We start from the raw sequence: 14,546 nt of genomic DNA on the forward strand, positions 1-14,546 counted from the left end.
TCATGACGTCGCGCGCAGCGTCCGTCAAGGATGGCCGTCGCTCGCTCGAACCTCACGTGGTCTGTTGCCAGGCCACGCCTTGACGGACGCGAGCACGGCATCATCATGGCAGGCGCAGACCATCCGGGCGGAGCAAAAAACTGCCGCCACTTAATGGCTGCTACGAAGCCAGCTACGAGACCTGCTCCGTCACGCGTTCCCGCGATCTTCCCGAAACAGATCCAGCTTCTGCTGCACCGGCCGGTCCGAGAAGCTGAACAGCACGGCGTCCTCATCCGCCTCGTGCGTGACCCAGTGCCAGCTCGGCACCACGAACAGATCGCGCGGGCCCCATTCGAAGGTCGCATCCCCAATCCGGCTGCGGCCGCGGCCTTCGATCGGGCAGAACACCGTGGCATCGGTCGAGCGATAGCGCGCGGTCTTGAAACCCTTCGGCAGCAGCTGGATGAAGGTGCCGATGGTCGGCATTGCGAAATCGCCGGTCTCGGGATTGCTGAATTTCAGCTTCAGGCCGTGGCAGGCGTCCCATTCCTGGCTTGCGCGGGCTTTCTCCAGCGCTTCGCGGGTGTAGGCATAGGGATAGCTGAAGATCGGCGAGGTCTTCGAGCTCCGCTTTACGTCGACCGGCAGCAGGTTGTGGCCGTAGCGCGCAAAGCTGTCGCCGGCTGGTCTTGTGATCTTCTGCTGGTCCTCCCTTGAGCCTTCCGCAAAGGAGCAATCGAAGAACTGCACCAGCGGGATATCGAGGCCGTCGAGCCAAAACATCGGCTCGCTGGTCTCGTTGGAATGATCGTGCCAGGTCATCGACGGCGTGATGATGAAGTCGCCGGGCTCCATCGCGGTGCGCTCGCCGTCGACCGCGGTGTGGGCGCCCTTGCCTTCGAGCACGAAGCGCAGCGCGGACTGGCTGTGGCGGTGCGCGGGCGCGACGTCGCCGGGCACCACCATCTGCACCCCGGCATAGAGCGAGGTCGTGATCTTGGACTGGCCGCGCAGGCCCGGATTCTCCAGCACCAGCACGCGCCGCTCGGCTTCCTTGGCGGTGATCAGCTTGCCGGCTTCCGTCATGTAGTCGCGGATGATTTCGAACTTCCATAAGTGAGGCCGGCAGGCGCTCTTCGGCTCCGGCGTGATCAAATCGCTCATCACCGTCCACAGCGCGGTGAGATTTTCGCCGTCGATCTTCCGGTAAAATGCCTCGCGTTCCGGCGTCTTGGTCACGGCTTCCATGGTGCGCCTCCGTTCGTTTTGTCGATTGACAGTATACTGAGGATATAGGAGCGTCAACGTGAGGGGTGTTGGTCGCCATTCCGGGGCGATGCGGCAGCATCGAACTATGGTGCGCACTTGCGCACCTGGAATCTCGAGGTTCCGGGTTCTCGCTCCGCGAGCCCCGGAACGACAAGAAACAAGGGAGGTCTCAATGAAGCTGCACGGCTATTTCCGCTCCAGCGCCGCCTATCGCGTGCGGATCGCGCTGAACCTCAAGGGCCTCGGTGCCGAGCATCTGCCGCATCATCTGCGCAAGGGCGAGCAATGCGCGCCCGCCTATCTCGCCATCAACCCGCAAGGCCTGGTGCCGGCGCTGGAGGACGATGCGGGCGAAGTGCTGACCCAATCGGTCGCGATCATCGAATGGCTCGACGAAACGCATCCCAATCCGCCGCTGCTGCCGAAGGACCCGCTGCGCCGTGCCAAGGTGCGCGCGTTCGCACTCGCGATCGCCTGCGACACACATCCGGTGCAGAACCTGAAGGTGCTGGCGCGGCTGCGCGAGCTCGGCCTTGCCGAGGAGAAGGTCCAGGACTGGGCGGCCTGGGTCAACCGCGAGGGATTGTCGGCCTGCGAGACGCTGATCAGGGGCGAGCCGGGCCCGTTCTGCTTCGGAGACGCGCCGACGCTGGCCGATCTCTGTCTGGTGCCGCAGCTCGCCAATGCGCGCCGTTTCGGCGTCGATGTGTCGGCCTATCCGCGCCTGCTTCAGGCAGAAGCCGCCGCCAAGGCAATGCCGGCCTTCGCCAATGCCGCGCCGGAGAAGCAGCCCGATGCCGAGTAAGCCTCTTCCTCCGATCACGATGGATGCGGTCTATGCCGCGCCAGGCTATCTGTTCCGGCGCATGCAGCAGATCGCGGTCTCGATCTTCATGGAGGAGTGCAAGGCGTTCGACCTGACGCCGGTGCAATATGCGGCGCTGATCGCGGTCCACACCCATCCCGGCATCGACGCGACGCGTCTGTCGGCGGTGATCGCCTTCGATCGCTCCACGCTCGGCAGCGTGATCGAGCGGCTTCAGGCCAAGGCCTATATCGAGCGCAAGCCGGCGCCCGAGGACAAGCGGATCAAGCTGCTCTATCTGACCAGATCAGGCGCCGCGATCCTGCGCGACATCATCCCCGCCGTAGAGCGAGCCCAGGCGCGCATGCTGGAGCCGTTGAAACCCGCCGACCGCAAGGCGCTGCTGGAGCTCTTGGTGCAGCTCGTCGATCTCAACAACGAAGCCTCACGCGTGCCGCTGCGGGCCGAGGATGCGCTGGAACATCTGGGGAAGGGCGGGTGAGGTCTTCGCGGGCGATGACAGCGTGGGTATGGTCACGTGAGCGTATCCCTCATATCCTCGGCCTCACATCCGCAGCAACGCCTGCCGGTCGATCTTCCCCGTGCCGGTCTTCGGCAGCTCGTCGATGAAGATTACCTCGCGCGGATATTTGTACGGCAATAGCTTGCCCTTCACATAATCCTGGAGCTTGCGCGTCGTCTCGCTCTGATCAGTGGCGCGGTTGTTCATCACCACCACGGCCTTCAGCGTCATGCGCCGATCCGGCAGTTCGGCGGCGAACACCGCGCATTCGCGAATATCAGGGTGGTCGGCGAGGCAGAGTTCGACCTCCAGCGGATAGACCCACTGGCCGGAGATCTTGATGAGATCGTCGGCGCGGCCGCGGAAGAAGTGGAAGCCGTCGGCATCGCGCACGAAGCGATCGCCGGTGTAGATCCAGCCGCCCTCGCGAATGGTCTCGGCGGATTTGTCCGGCCGGTTCCAGTACAGCGGCGTGTTGGAATCGCCGCGCACCCACAAGATGCCTTCCTCGTTATCGGCGACGTCGCGGCCGTCCTTGTCGCGTAGCGCAACCTCGTAGCCGGGCACGCGCAGGCCGGCGGCGCCGAGCTTCCTCTTGTCAGGACGGTTGGAGAGATAGATGTGCAGCACCTCGGTCGAGCCGAGACCCTCGACGATCTCGAGGCCTGTGAGCGCCTTCCAGCCGTTGAAGACTTCGGCCGAGAGCACCTCGGCCGCAGAGAGCGCCATGCGCAGCGACGAAAAGTCGGTCTTGTCGGCGCCCTCGGCCTTGGTCAGTGCCGTGTAGAGCGTCGGCAGGCCGAAGAACACCGTCGGCTTGTATTGCTCGATCGCCGAAAAGATCGATGCGGGCTTCGGCTGGCCCGGCAACAGCAACGTTGCCGCGCCCGCCGAGAATGGGAAGGTGACGGAATTGCCAAAGCCGTAAGCGAAGAAGATCTTTGGTACCGAGAAGCAGATGTCGCCAGACGTCAGCTTCAACACGCTCCGGGCAAAGGCGGCTTCGCTATAGGCCATATCGTGCTGAAGATGCACGATGCCCTTGGGCCGGCCGGTTGAGCCGGAGGAGTACATCCAGAACGCCATCTCGTCGCGATCGGTGTTGGCTTCCGCGAGTTCGGCCGGGGACTGCATGAGCCAGCTTGCCGCTGCGATCGCAACAGGCGCGGCGTGGTCGCGCACCTCGCCATTGACGACGATCAGCGTGTGCAGACCCGTGTCCCTGCAAGCTTCCGCATTGAAGCGCGCGCAGAATTCGGCATCCGCCACCGCAACGGCAGCGCCGGAATCGGCAAGATAAAACTGCAAGAGGTCCGGCGGCGTCAGCGTGTTGATCAGGAGCGGCACGAAGCCGGCGCGCACCGCGCCGAAGAAGGCGGCGGGATAGGCCGGCGTGTCGTCGAGAAACAAGAGCACGCGGTCGCCGCGCTTGAGGCCGAGCGAGGCAAGCCCGTTGCCCCAGCGGCAAGCCTCGGCGCAGAGCTCGGCATAGGTCCGCGTGCCCGCCGGGCCGATGAGCGCGAGCTTGTCGCCGCGCCCTTGATCGAGATTGTCGAATAGCACGCGGCCGGCATTATAGATTTGCGGAACGGCAAAGCCGATCTCGCGTGCGCCGGGGCTGTCCGCGGGCACCTGGTCGCGAATCTCGTTGCTCATGCCGCACCCCCGCCGTTCTTGGCCGCCTCGTAGCGCGCCATGAAGGCCGGGGACATCGCCCGCAGCCGGGAATCGTCGATGCGGCCGGACCGGGTGATGTAGCTATAGGCGAAATCCATCACGGGCAGCTTCATGTGGTCGGCGAAGTGCTCGTACCAGAACGCGCTGGTGCGCGCGGCATCGACGAGCTTCTGCACGATCGGCTTGCGCGTGGCCTGGTAGCGATGCAGAGCGGTCGACAGATGCGCATCCGATTCCAGCGCCTTGACCAGCGCGATGGCGTCTTCGATCGCGAGCCGCGTGCCTGATCCGATCGAGAAATGCGCCGAGTGCAGGGCATCTCCGAGCAGCACGATGTTCTTGAACGACCAGTGCTCGTTCCAGACCCAGGGAAAGTTGCGCCAGACCGATTTGTTGGAGACGAGGCAATGGCCACCAAGCGTGTCGGCAAACACCTCCTCGCAAACGCCCTTGGACTGCTCGACGTCCTTGTAGGCGAAGCCATAGGCCTGCCATGTCGCGTGATCGCATTCGACCAGAAAGGTGCTCATGTTCGGCGAGTAGCGGTAGTGATGGGCGTTGAAGGCGCCGCGGTCGGTCTTCACGAAAGTCTGCGACAGCGTATCGAAGCGTTTCGAGGTGCCGTACCAGACGAACTTGTTGGAGGAGTAGGACAGCGAGGTGCCGAAATCGCCCTCATAGGCCCGGCGCACCAGCGAGTTGAGGCCGTCGGCGGCGACGATGAGATCGTGGCCGTTGAGTTGGTCGATCGCATGGATCTGGGTGTCGAAGCACGGGGCGACGCCGGCATCGAGCGCGCGCTGCTGCAGGAACTTGAGCAGCTCGAGCCGTCCGATCGAGGAGAAGCCGACCCCGTCGATGGCGACGCTGTCCCCGTGCAGGTTCAGCGTGATGTTCTCCCAGCTCTCCATATGCGGCGCGATCGCGTCGACCGTTTCGGGGTCGTCGGCGCGCAGGAATTCCAAAGCCTGGTCCGAGAACACGACGCCAAAGCCCCAGGTCGCGTCGGCCGGGTTCTGTTCGAACAGGTCGACTTGATCCTCGGGGTGACGCTTCTTCCAGAGATAGGCGAAGTAGAGCCCACCGGGCCCCCCGCCAATCACGGCGATCCGCAACGTCTGCCTCCCTAATTGACAGTATACTCACTATCTAGGGGTAGACTAATGTGCTCCGGCGTCCGGCGCCAGCGGAATTATGAAAGGCGAGGCGCGCCGAAGCTCACTCCCGAACGCGCGTTTGGCGCGTGTCCGAAGCAGTTTCGCGCGCAAGCATAGCCAAACTACGCGGGCTTGGCCATGCGCACCGTCAGACGCAGCGCTTCACGTAGACCCCGTTCACCAGCACCCTGGTGCAGCGGACGGCCGGAACCGGCTTGCGGACCACGACCGCCGCGCTCGGCCCGGCGCAGCCGGCGCGATACACGCCGCGGGCGCAGACCACCGCATTGGCGTCGGTGGCCTCGAACGTCATGGTCGCTGCGAAGGCAAGGAGTGCAGAAGCGACGAGCAGCAATGAACGCATGTTGTCCTCCTGGTCTGGCCGTGATCGAAATCGGGTCCTTGCAAAAGACTTGTCGTTGCAGGCGTGCGGGAATTCATTCGCGCAGGCCGCCAAGCATTGCCCCTGTGCCTTGGCGCGCGATCGTGCGCTGCCTCATCGCACTGCGAACGGGGCGAGCACGTCCTTGCACGCCGGCGATAGCGAGGCGGCATTGCTGGAGATGCATTGAATGATGCGGCCGCCGCCGGGCGCGACGCCGGCGCAGAGCGTGCGGATGTCGGCGCCGCAGGCCGACCTTGCGATGAACAGCTCTTCGCGCGGCCGCAGCGGGCGCAAAACGATCGCCGCTGGCGCGGCCGCCGGTGCTGCTGCCGCGGGAGCCGCACCCGCGGGCGCTGCCGTTGCAGCCGCGCCACCGCCGGACGCCGCACTCAACGCGCTCTGGCAGGCCGGCGAGACCTTGGCCTTGCTCTTCTCCAGGCATTCGAGCGCGGGGGCGCCGTCCGGCGGCACACTGGCGCACACCTTGGGATAATCGGCGCGGCACGCGCTCTTGACCGCCGCAACCTGCGCGCTGCTCGGCTGCGTGGCGGCAGCAGCCTTCGGCGCCGGCGCGGCGGCCGGCTTTGCAGCGGGAGCGGAGTCAGCCTTCGGCGTGGCAGGCGCCGCTGCCGGCTTGGGCGCAGCCTCGGTCTTCGGCGCAGCTTCGGTCTTCGGCGCCGAAGCAGGCTCGACCGCGCGAACCGCGGTCTGGCATCCCGATGACAGGCTGGACATGTTCTTTGCCAGACATTGATACGCTTCCACCCCGCCGGGCGTCACGCTCGAGCAATGCGCCATGAAGTCCGAGCGGATGGCGCCCTTCTGCGCCTCGGTCGGCGCCTGCGCGAACGCGCCTGTTGCAATTGCGAAGAACGCTGCCGCCAGCAACACCTTGCGCGTTGATGCATGTCTCAACGTGTTGAGCATCTGACTGATTTCCTGCCCTGCCGGTCACGCCGACGACTCTTAAAATATAATGCAATCGCAATCGTCGCGAATGATGCCTCGCGCGTGGCATCATTCGCCGCTTTGATCTCTCCTGCAAGCCAATTATGCAGGTGCAATTGCGCCGTGGCGGCGTCTCAGAGCCTTATCATGCGCTTGCCGCGGTTCTCGCCCGCCAGCAATCCAATCAGCGCGTTCGGTGTGTTCTCGAGGCCATCGATAATGTCCTCCTGCACCTTCAGCTTGCCCGAATTGACCCACGCTTGGAGGTCTGCCAGTGCGCGCTGGCTGTCCTTCATGTAGTCCATCACGATGAAGCCCTGCATGACGAGCCGCTTCACCACGATCAAGCCGGGCACGCCGCGCGGGCCGTGTGCGGCGGGCGCGCCGTCATATTGCGAGATTGCACCGCAGCAGGCGATGCGGCCGTAATTGTTCATCTGCGGCAGGCAGGCTTCCAGAATGTCGCCGCCGACATTGTCGAAATAGACGTCGATCCCCTTGGCTGCAGCTGCGCGTAGCGCCTTGAACACCGCGCCGTCCTTGTAGTCCACGGCCGCATCGAAGCCGAGCTCGGAAGTCAGCCAATTGCATTTGTCGGCGCCGCCGGCGATGCCGATCACGCGGCATCCTTTGATCTTGGCGATCTGTCCGACGAGTGAGCCGACCGAGCCCGCGGCCGCGGAGACCACGACCGTCTCGCCCTCCTTGGGCTTTCCGATCTCCAGCAGGCCGAAATAGGCGGTCAGGCCGGCGATGCCGAACACGCTGAGCAGATGCGTCATCGGCTCGAGCTTCGGCATCTTGGTGAGATGCTTCGCCGGCACCGCGGCATATTCCTGCCAGCCGGTGTCGCCGAACACGATGTCGCCCGCCGCCAGCTCCGGCGCCTTCGAGCTGACAACCTCGGCAATGGCGCCGCCGGCCATCACGCTGTTGGCTTCGACGGCGGAGCGATAGGTCGCGCCATGCATCCAGGCGCGGTTGGCGGCGTCGAGCGAGATGTATCGCACGCGCAGCAGGGCCTCGCCGTCCTTCGGCTCCGGCACTGCGTGCTCCACCATCTTGAAATGCTCGGGCCCGAGCTTGCTGCTGGGTTTTTCCACCAGGAGAATCTGGCGATTGATGTTGCCGCTCATGGCGTTCCCCTCTCCGATCGTTTGGCGATTATTGATGCAGCGGCAGCCAAGAAAACGTGCAAGCCGCATGCGTTGTGCGCTGCATGAAAGCTAGATCGCGGCGTTCCATTTCACAACGAGAACATCCGGCCAACACGAGCACACGCAAAGCGTGTTGCGTCGCTGTGATATCTGCGACATCATGAAGCGCCGGTGTACGTGGGGGTAAGCGATGTCCAACAGGTTCACGCAATACATTCTGGCCGCGATGGTGCTGGGCATTGTCATGGGCTCGGCGATCTACAATTTCCTGCCCGACACGCGCGCCGACTGGGCCTCGTCCATCAACCTGATCGCTATGATGTTCCTGCGCCTGATCAAGATGATCATCGCGCCGCTGGTGTTCGCGACCCTGGTCGGCGGCATCGCCCATATGGGCTCCGGCTCCAAGCTCGGCCGCATCTTCGCCAAGACCATGGGCTGGTTCGTCAGCGCCTCGTTCGTGTCGCTGTTGCTCGGCCTCATCATGGTGAATTTGCTTCAGCCTGGCGCGAACTTCCCGGGCACGCTGCCCGCGGCGGGCCAATCGACAGGCCTGCCGGTTTCCGCCTTCTCGATCGAGAAATTCTTGACCCATCTGATCCCGACCTCGATCGCGGACGCGATGGCGCAGAACGAAATCCTCCAGATCGTGATCTTCGCCGTGTTCTTCTCGGTGGCGATGGGCGCGATGCCCGAGCGCTCCAAGCCGATCCTGGCGCTGATCGACGACATCGGCCACATCATGCTGAAGGTGACGAGCTACGTGATGTTGTTCGCGCCACTCGCGGTATGGGCCGCCATCACCGCGACGGTCGCCAAGAATGGACTCTTGGTGCTCTGGAAGCTCGTCGTCTTCATGGGCGGCTTCTATCTCTCGCTGGCGATCCTGTGGACCATCCTGGTTATCGTCGGGTTCATCGTGATCGGGCCACGCTACGGTCATCTGCTGAAGCTGATCCGCGAGCCCCTGATGATCGCATTCTCGACCGCGAGCTCGGAAGCGGCCTATCCGAAGACGTTGGAGGGCCTCAACCGTTTCGGCGCCTCGTCGCGGATCTCGAGTTTCGTGTTGCCGCTCGGCTATTCCTTCAACCTCGACGGCACGATGATGTACTGCACCTTCGCCAGCGTCTTCATCGCGCAGAGCTACCACATCGACATGCCGCTCGGCACCCAGCTCGCCATGCTGGCGACGCTGATGATCACCTCCAAGGGCGTCGCCGGCGTGCCGCGCGCCTCGCTCGTCGTGATCGCCTCGACGCTGGCGCAGTTCAACATCCCCGAGGCGGGCCTCTTGATGATCATGGGCATCGACACCTTCCTGGACATGGGCCGCAGTGCCACCAACGTGATCGGCAACACGCTGGCGACCTCGGTCGTGGCCAAATGGGAAGGTGAGCTCGGGCCCGAGCACGAGCTTGGACCTAGTGATGCGGTGCCCGAGGATATGGTGCCCGGTGAAGTGCCCGCCATGGCCGGCCATGGGTAGGAGCGAACCATGGGCCAGTTCCTGGCGAGGTCACTGACCTCATTCTGCTTATGGCTCGCGGCATGTTTGCTGATGACTTCGTTGTTCGTGAGCTCGGCGTTCGCCCAGACCGGCAGCGAAGGGCTCAGCCCGACGCTGTCGGCCATCAAGCAGGCGCACACCGTGCGGCTCGGATATCGCGAGAGCTCGCCGCCATTCTCCTTCCTCGACCAGGCGGGGCGCCCGATCGGCTACAGCCTCGAGCTGTGCGAGGCCATCGTCGAGGAGATCGGCATCGAGGTCGACGATCCCAATCTCAGGATAGATTACGTCAAGGTCACCTCGGACGACCGCATCGACGCCGTGCTCCAGAACAAGATCGACTTTGAATGCGGCTCGACTACCGCCAATGCCGAACGTGGCAAGCGCGTCGCCTTCTCGCCGCTGATATTCGTCGCCGGCACCAAGCTGATGGTGCCGAAGGCGTCGAACGTCCGGTCGCTGACCGATCTGAAGGGCAAGACCATCGTGGTGACGAAGGGCACCACGAACGAGCAGGCGATCCAGGCAGCCGACAAGAAGCTCTCGCTCGGTCTTAACATCGTGACCGCGCCGGATCACGAGCAGTCGTTTCAGATGGTGAACGACGGCAAGGCGGATGCGTTCGCGACCGACGACATCCTGCTCTACGGCCTGATTGCGCGTCACAAGGCCCAGGAATATTTTCGCGTGGTCGGGGACTATCTGTCCTACGATCCCTACGGCATCATGTTCAGGAAGGGCGAGCCGCAACTCGCCGCCGTGGTCGAACGCGCCTTCCGCAAGCTCGGCTCGAACCGCGACCTTATCCCGCTCTACAACAAATGGTTCACCGCCAGGTTTCCCACCGGCGAACGGCTGAACGTACCGATCTCGCTGCAGCTGGAAGAAGCCTTCAAGGCGATGGACGATTCGCCGGGCGCGAATAATTGAGCCGCGAGCTCAGTGCACCAGAGGCTGGCTCGCCGCGCAGCGGCGAGACGGTGAGGGGTCTCTATCCGCACGAGCAGCCTCGCGAGTGGAGAGAACCCCTCATCCGGCGCTTCGCGCCACCTTCTCCCGCAAGGGTAGAAGGGTTCCACCCTGCGCTTAGCAGTCAGCTCGCCTCCCAAACACCCGGTCCAGCGCCGCGTCGTACGTCGCCTGCACCAACTCCGGATGCAGCTTCGCCAGCGACTCCATCATCACGCCGGAATTGATCTCGAGCACGCGCCAATCGCCATCGACGCGCACCACGTCGATCGACGCAAAGGCGATGCCGATCGCGCGCGCAGCATCGATCGCGAGCTTGACGCAAGCCGTTCGAACCTCGCCGCTCCCCAGCAATACCGGCTTTGCGCCGGCATCAAGATTGTGTCGCCAATCTGTGCCACGCTGCTTACCGTAGACGACGAGGGGGACATCATCGAGCAGCACCACGCGGACCTCGTCCTCGATCGCGACATAGGGCGAGATCACGAGCCCGGCATTCATCGAGAAAACTTCGCCAACCGCGTGATCCAGCTCCGCCTCCGTCGTCACCTTGAACACCGAGCGCCCCGATGTCCCCTCATTCGGCTTCACCACCACGCCTTGCGGATGGCCGTGAAGCAGCTCAAGCATTGCATCTCGCCAGGTGGGGCCAACGACATTCTTGCCGAGCTTCGGGTTGAGGAACAGATGATGCGGAATGCACGGCACGCCCTCCAGCGCCAGCGCCTCGGCGGTGGCCGATTTATCGCTGGCGAGACGATGCGCGATGGCGCTGTTGAGGCCGATGTCGTAGCCGAAGGCGAAGCGGCGCGTCTTGCCCCGGCGCATCGCAACCAGCCAGCCACTGGCGTGGACATCGACCGCAATGCCATGGTCCGCGCAATAGCGCCTGATCGCCTGGATGAAGATCCGCTCGCTCGTCATGGTTTCGGTCGTTCCTGTCGCCAAAAGCCGCAAAAATGCGGGAAACGGCGCCAAACCGGGGTGAAAATCAGAGCTATTCTTAATGAAATTCTCGTTAGCGCGACGGAAATTAACTGCTGCCATCGAGCCCCGGAGGGAAAAGAAATTGCCCGCCGCGCGCGCGGGGCAGCAAATTCATTAATGATGCGCCCAATTCCGCCCAAATGCCGGTTTGGCGGGCACTAATTGCTTCCGAAACGAGGTTGATTATTGGTCTCAATGGCGTAGATCACACACGCGAAATCCTCCGCCATGGCAAATGGTGCTCGCCCCGCCGTCAGGGGCCTGGCAATCCTTTTGTCCGAAAACCGCAAATATTCGGAATATCGAAAATCATGAGCGCGTTTTACCGAGAGAAGGTTCTTTCCGTCCACCATTGGACCGACACGCTGTTCAGCTTCCGCGCCACGCGCGATACCGGCTTCCGGTTCCAGAACGGCCAGTTCGCCATGATCGGCCTCGAGGTCGACGGCCGCCCGCTGCTGCGCGCCTACAGCATGGCGAGCGCCAATCACGAGGAACAGCTCGAGTTTTTCTCGATCAAGGTTCAGGACGGTCCGCTGACCTCGCGCCTTCAGAAGATCAAGGAAGGCGACACCATTCTGGTCGGTCGCAAGGCGACCGGCACGCTGATCACCGACAATCTGCTTCCCGGCAAGCGGCTGCTGCTGCTGTCGACCGGAACCGGCCTTGCGCCGTTTGCGAGCCTGATCAAGGATCCCGAGGTTTATGATCAGTTCGAGTCGATCGTGCTGGTGCACGGCTGCCGCCAGGTCTCCGAGCTCGCCTATGGCGAGAAGCTGGTCGCGAATTTGCGTGAGGACGAGGTGTTCGGCGAGCTGCTCGCGGACAAGCTCGTCTACTATCCGACTGTGACCCGCGAGCCGTTCCGCAACCGCGGCCGCATCACCGATCTCATCAGCTCCGAGCAGATCTTCAACGACATCGGTCAAGGCCCGCTCGACATCGCAACCGACCGCATCATGATGTGCGGCAGCCCCGCGATGCTCGAAGAGCTGAAGCTGATGTTCGAAGGCCGCGACTTCGTCGAAGGCTCCGGCAACAAGCCCGGCCATTTCGTGATCGAAAAGGCGTTCGTCGAGCGCTAAGCCCCCCTCTTCGTCGTCGGTGTGGTCCTGGCGAAGGCCAGGACCAGTACCGACCGGGTGAAGTTTGGCGAAGGCTTGGTCGTTGCCAGTCTTCGCAACAACGCCCGCTTAGGGGTGGTCCTTGCTTTCGCCAGGAGGACAGCGGCGGGTGAGGCGCCTTTGCCCGCTTAGCCGCGTCCCTTTCCCCTTCTGCTGCACTGCAAAAGCCCGCCCATCGGGCTGATTGATTTGTCTCAGCCGAATTCGCTAGCCTGAAACAAGGGCCGCGTCATATCCGTATGACAGGCACAGGCGTATCGTATCGCCTCATGCTGGCGAGAGGATCGGATCGTGGCCGAGGACAACAAGACGCACGAAGCTCCCAAACGCCTGCCCCTGGCGGAAGAGGGGGTCATGGAAACCCTGCTGCTTCCGTTCTCGCCGCGCTTTATCGTGCTGACGATCTGCGCGGTTGTCACTGCGCTGCTGATCGCCATCGGTATCGTCGACCGCAAGATCTTCGACATCCTGCTGGTCCCGATCCTGATCTTCGGCGCGCTGACGCTGCTCGGCGTCCGCGATCTCCTGCAGAAGAGTCACGCGGTGCTGCGCAACTATCCGATCTCCGCGCACATCCGCTTCCTCCTGGAAGAAATCCGCCCCGAGATGCGGCAATATTTCTTCGAGAGCGAGAAGGACGGTATGCCGTTCTCGCGCGATACCCGCGCGGTGGTCTATCAGCGCGCCAAGATGGAGCTCGACAAGCGTCCGTTCGGCACCCAGGAGGACGTCTATCGCGAGGGTTACGAGTGGATGCATCACTCGGTCTCGCCGAAGGCGCATGCCGAGGAAAAATTCCGCGTCGTCATCGGCGGGCCGGATTGCGCAAAACCCTATTCGGCCTCTGTGTTCAATATCTCGGCGATGAGCTTCGGCGCGCTCAGCCCCAACGCGGTGCGTGCGCTCAATGCCGGCGCGAAGAAGGGCGGTTTCGCGCATGACACCGGCGAGGGCGGCGTCAGCCCCTATCACCGGGAGATGGGCGGCGACATCATCTGGGAGATCGGCTCCGGCTATTTCGGCTGCCGTCATCTCGACGGCAGCTTCGATTCCGAGGCGTTCGCGCGCGTCGCCGGCGAGGACCAGATCAAGATGGTTGAGCTCAAGATCAGCCAGGGCGCCAAGCCCGGCCATGGTGGCGTGCTGCCGGCCGCAAAGGTCTCGGAAGAGATTTCCAAGATCCGCGGTGTCGCGATGGGCGAGGATTGCATTTCGCCGGCCTCGCACCGCGCCTTCTCCACGCCGGTTGGCATGATGCAGTTCATCGCCGAGATGCGCCGCCTGTCCGGCGGCAAACCGGCCGGCTTCAAGCTGTGCATCGGCCATCCCTGGGAGTTCCTGGCGATCTGCAAGGCGATGATAGAGACCGGCATCTATCCTGATTTTATCGTCGTCGACGGCAATGAGGGCGGCACCGGCGCGGCGCCTCTGGAATTCATGGATCATTTGGGCATGCCGATGCGCGAGGGCGTCAATTTCGTCCACAACGCGCTGGTCGGCATCAATGCGCGCGACCGTATCAAGATCGGGGCGTCCGGCAAGATCGCCACCGCCTTCGACATGGCGCGCGCCATGGCGATTGGCGCCGACTGGTGCAATTCGGCGCGCGGCTTCATGTTCTCGCTGGGCTGCATCCAGTCGCTGAGCTGCCACACCGACCGCTGCCCCACGGGCGTCGCGACGCAGGACCCGACGCGGGCGCGCGCGCTCTACGTGCCGCTCAAGATCGACCGCGTGCACAATTACCACCATGCGACGCTGCACTCGCTGACCGAGCTGATCGCCGCTGCCGGCCTCGAACATCCGCAGCAGCTGCGTCCGATCCACTTCAGCCAGCGGACGTCGACCACCCAGGTGCAATCCTTCGCACAGCTCTATCCGGCGCTGCGCCCGGGCGAGCTGCTCGAAGGCACGGAAGATCCGCGGTTTCGCGACGCCTGGCGGATGGCACGCTCCGAGACGTTCCAGCCCGCGCAGTGAGTGTCGCGCCGCCCCGCAAGGACGCCGGTCCCGGCGCGTAAAAACATCGCGAGCTCGGCTGCGGTTAACTCTT

The 14,546-nt window shown here is 63.6% G+C and carries 13 protein-coding genes; 6 read left to right on the plus strand and 7 right to left on the minus strand.

Annotation, left to right across the window (positions count from 1 at the left end; all coding sequences use genetic code 11):
• Positions 1–189: 189 nt before the first annotated feature.
• Positions 190–1,230 (minus strand): gentisate 1,2-dioxygenase, encoded by a 1,041-nt coding sequence (gene gtdA / locus IVB12_RS23870; RefSeq protein ID WP_247302645.1) that lies wholly within the window; start codon positions 1,228–1,230, stop codon positions 190–192.
• Positions 1,231–1,423: 193 nt separating this feature from the next.
• Here gtdA and maiA point away from each other — a divergent pair, with 193 nt between their 5' ends.
• Together maiA and IVB12_RS23880 are read left to right on the plus strand one after the other, a co-directional pair.
• Entirely contained in the window at positions 1,424–2,056 is a 633-nt protein-coding gene (gene maiA / locus IVB12_RS23875) for a maleylacetoacetate isomerase (protein WP_247302647.1), read from the plus strand.
• On the plus strand, positions 2,046–2,558 hold the full coding sequence (locus IVB12_RS23880) for a MarR family transcriptional regulator (RefSeq protein WP_247302649.1): 513 nt from the start codon (positions 2,046–2,048) through the stop codon (positions 2,556–2,558). Before maiA ends, IVB12_RS23880 begins: the two co-directional genes overlap by 11 nt.
• A 63-nt stretch (positions 2,559–2,621) precedes the next feature.
• On the opposite strand, the gene IVB12_RS23885 is transcribed toward IVB12_RS23880, so the two are convergent.
• From IVB12_RS23885 to IVB12_RS23905, 5 genes are all read right to left on the minus strand, one after another.
• Entirely contained in the window at positions 2,622–4,235 is a 1,614-nt protein-coding gene (locus IVB12_RS23885; RefSeq protein ID WP_247302651.1) for a benzoate-CoA ligase family protein, read from the minus strand.
• Positions 4,232–5,371: an FAD-dependent monooxygenase gene (locus IVB12_RS23890; protein ID WP_247302653.1), complete on the minus strand. Its 1,140-nt coding sequence runs from the start codon at positions 5,369–5,371 to the stop codon at positions 4,232–4,234. Before IVB12_RS23890 ends, IVB12_RS23885 begins: the two co-directional genes overlap by 4 nt.
• 190 nt (positions 5,372–5,561) lie before the next feature.
• Positions 5,562–5,777, minus strand: coding sequence for a hypothetical protein (locus IVB12_RS23895; protein WP_247302655.1), 216 nt, complete (start codon positions 5,775–5,777; stop codon positions 5,562–5,564).
• Positions 5,778–5,909: 132 nt separating this feature from the next.
• A complete protein-coding gene (locus tag IVB12_RS23900) occupies positions 5,910–6,725 on the minus strand; it encodes a hypothetical protein (protein ID WP_247302657.1) in 816 nt (271 codons plus the stop codon).
• A gap of 155 nt (positions 6,726–6,880) precedes the next feature.
• Positions 6,881–7,882: an NADP-dependent oxidoreductase gene (locus IVB12_RS23905; RefSeq protein WP_247302658.1), complete on the minus strand. Its 1,002-nt coding sequence runs from the start codon at positions 7,880–7,882 to the stop codon at positions 6,881–6,883.
• Between the two features lie 211 nt (positions 7,883–8,093).
• Between IVB12_RS23905 and IVB12_RS23910 the strand changes: the two genes are divergently transcribed.
• Positions 8,094–9,392 (plus strand): dicarboxylate/amino acid:cation symporter, encoded by a 1,299-nt coding sequence (locus IVB12_RS23910; protein WP_247276360.1) that lies wholly within the window; start codon positions 8,094–8,096, stop codon positions 9,390–9,392.
• A 9-nt stretch (positions 9,393–9,401) separates the two neighbouring features.
• Positions 9,402–10,343: an amino acid ABC transporter substrate-binding protein gene (locus tag IVB12_RS23915; protein WP_247302660.1), complete on the plus strand. Its 942-nt coding sequence runs from the start codon at positions 9,402–9,404 to the stop codon at positions 10,341–10,343.
• A 156-nt stretch (positions 10,344–10,499) separates the two neighbouring features.
• Here IVB12_RS23915 and IVB12_RS23920 read toward each other — a convergent pair whose 3' ends face one another.
• On the minus strand, positions 10,500–11,306 hold the full coding sequence (locus IVB12_RS23920; protein WP_247302662.1) for a RimK-like protein: 807 nt from the start codon (positions 11,304–11,306) through the stop codon (positions 10,500–10,502).
• A gap of 374 nt (positions 11,307–11,680) precedes the next feature.
• Between IVB12_RS23920 and IVB12_RS23925 the strand changes: the two genes are divergently transcribed.
• The gene (locus IVB12_RS23925; RefSeq protein WP_247302664.1) at positions 11,681–12,454 is read left to right on the plus strand and encodes a ferredoxin--NADP reductase; all 774 of its coding nucleotides are present in this window, start codon (positions 11,681–11,683) and stop codon (positions 12,452–12,454) included.
• A gap of 393 nt (positions 12,455–12,847) precedes the next feature.
• A complete protein-coding gene (locus tag IVB12_RS23930; protein WP_247302870.1) occupies positions 12,848–14,473 on the plus strand; it encodes an FMN-binding glutamate synthase family protein in 1,626 nt (541 codons plus the stop codon).
• The last annotated feature ends 73 nt before the right edge of the window (positions 14,474–14,546 follow it).

The organism is Bradyrhizobium sp. 179 (assembly GCF_023073535.1).
GTDB lineage: Bacteria > Pseudomonadota > Alphaproteobacteria > Rhizobiales > Xanthobacteraceae > Bradyrhizobium.

Bases quoted from the DNA above. Each gene is read 5' to 3' on its own strand.
- gtdA (WP_247302645.1), bottom strand. From the start codon at position 1,230: ATGGAAGCCGTGACCAAGACGCCGGAACGCGAGGCATTTTACCGGAAG.
- maiA (WP_247302647.1), top strand. From the start codon at position 1,424: ATGAAGCTGCACGGCTATTTCCGCTCCAGCGCCGCCTATCGCGTGCGG.
- IVB12_RS23880 (WP_247302649.1), top strand. From the start codon at position 2,046: ATGCCGAGTAAGCCTCTTCCTCCGATCACGATGGATGCGGTCTATGCC.
- IVB12_RS23885 (WP_247302651.1), bottom strand. From the start codon at position 4,235: ATGAGCAACGAGATTCGCGACCAGGTGCCCGCGGACAGCCCCGGCGCA.
- IVB12_RS23895 (WP_247302655.1), bottom strand. From the start codon at position 5,777: ATGCGTTCATTGCTGCTCGTCGCTTCTGCACTCCTTGCCTTCGCAGCG.
- IVB12_RS23900 (WP_247302657.1), bottom strand. From the start codon at position 6,725: ATGCTCAACACGTTGAGACATGCATCAACGCGCAAGGTGTTGCTGGCG.
- IVB12_RS23905 (WP_247302658.1), bottom strand. From the start codon at position 7,882: ATGAGCGGCAACATCAATCGCCAGATTCTCCTGGTGGAAAAACCCAGC.
- IVB12_RS23910 (WP_247276360.1), top strand. From the start codon at position 8,094: ATGTCCAACAGGTTCACGCAATACATTCTGGCCGCGATGGTGCTGGGC.
- IVB12_RS23915 (WP_247302660.1), top strand. From the start codon at position 9,402: ATGGGCCAGTTCCTGGCGAGGTCACTGACCTCATTCTGCTTATGGCTC.
- IVB12_RS23920 (WP_247302662.1), bottom strand. From the start codon at position 11,306: ATGACGAGCGAGCGGATCTTCATCCAGGCGATCAGGCGCTATTGCGCG.
- IVB12_RS23925 (WP_247302664.1), top strand. From the start codon at position 11,681: ATGAGCGCGTTTTACCGAGAGAAGGTTCTTTCCGTCCACCATTGGACC.
- IVB12_RS23930 (WP_247302870.1), top strand. From the start codon at position 12,848: ATGGAAACCCTGCTGCTTCCGTTCTCGCCGCGCTTTATCGTGCTGACG.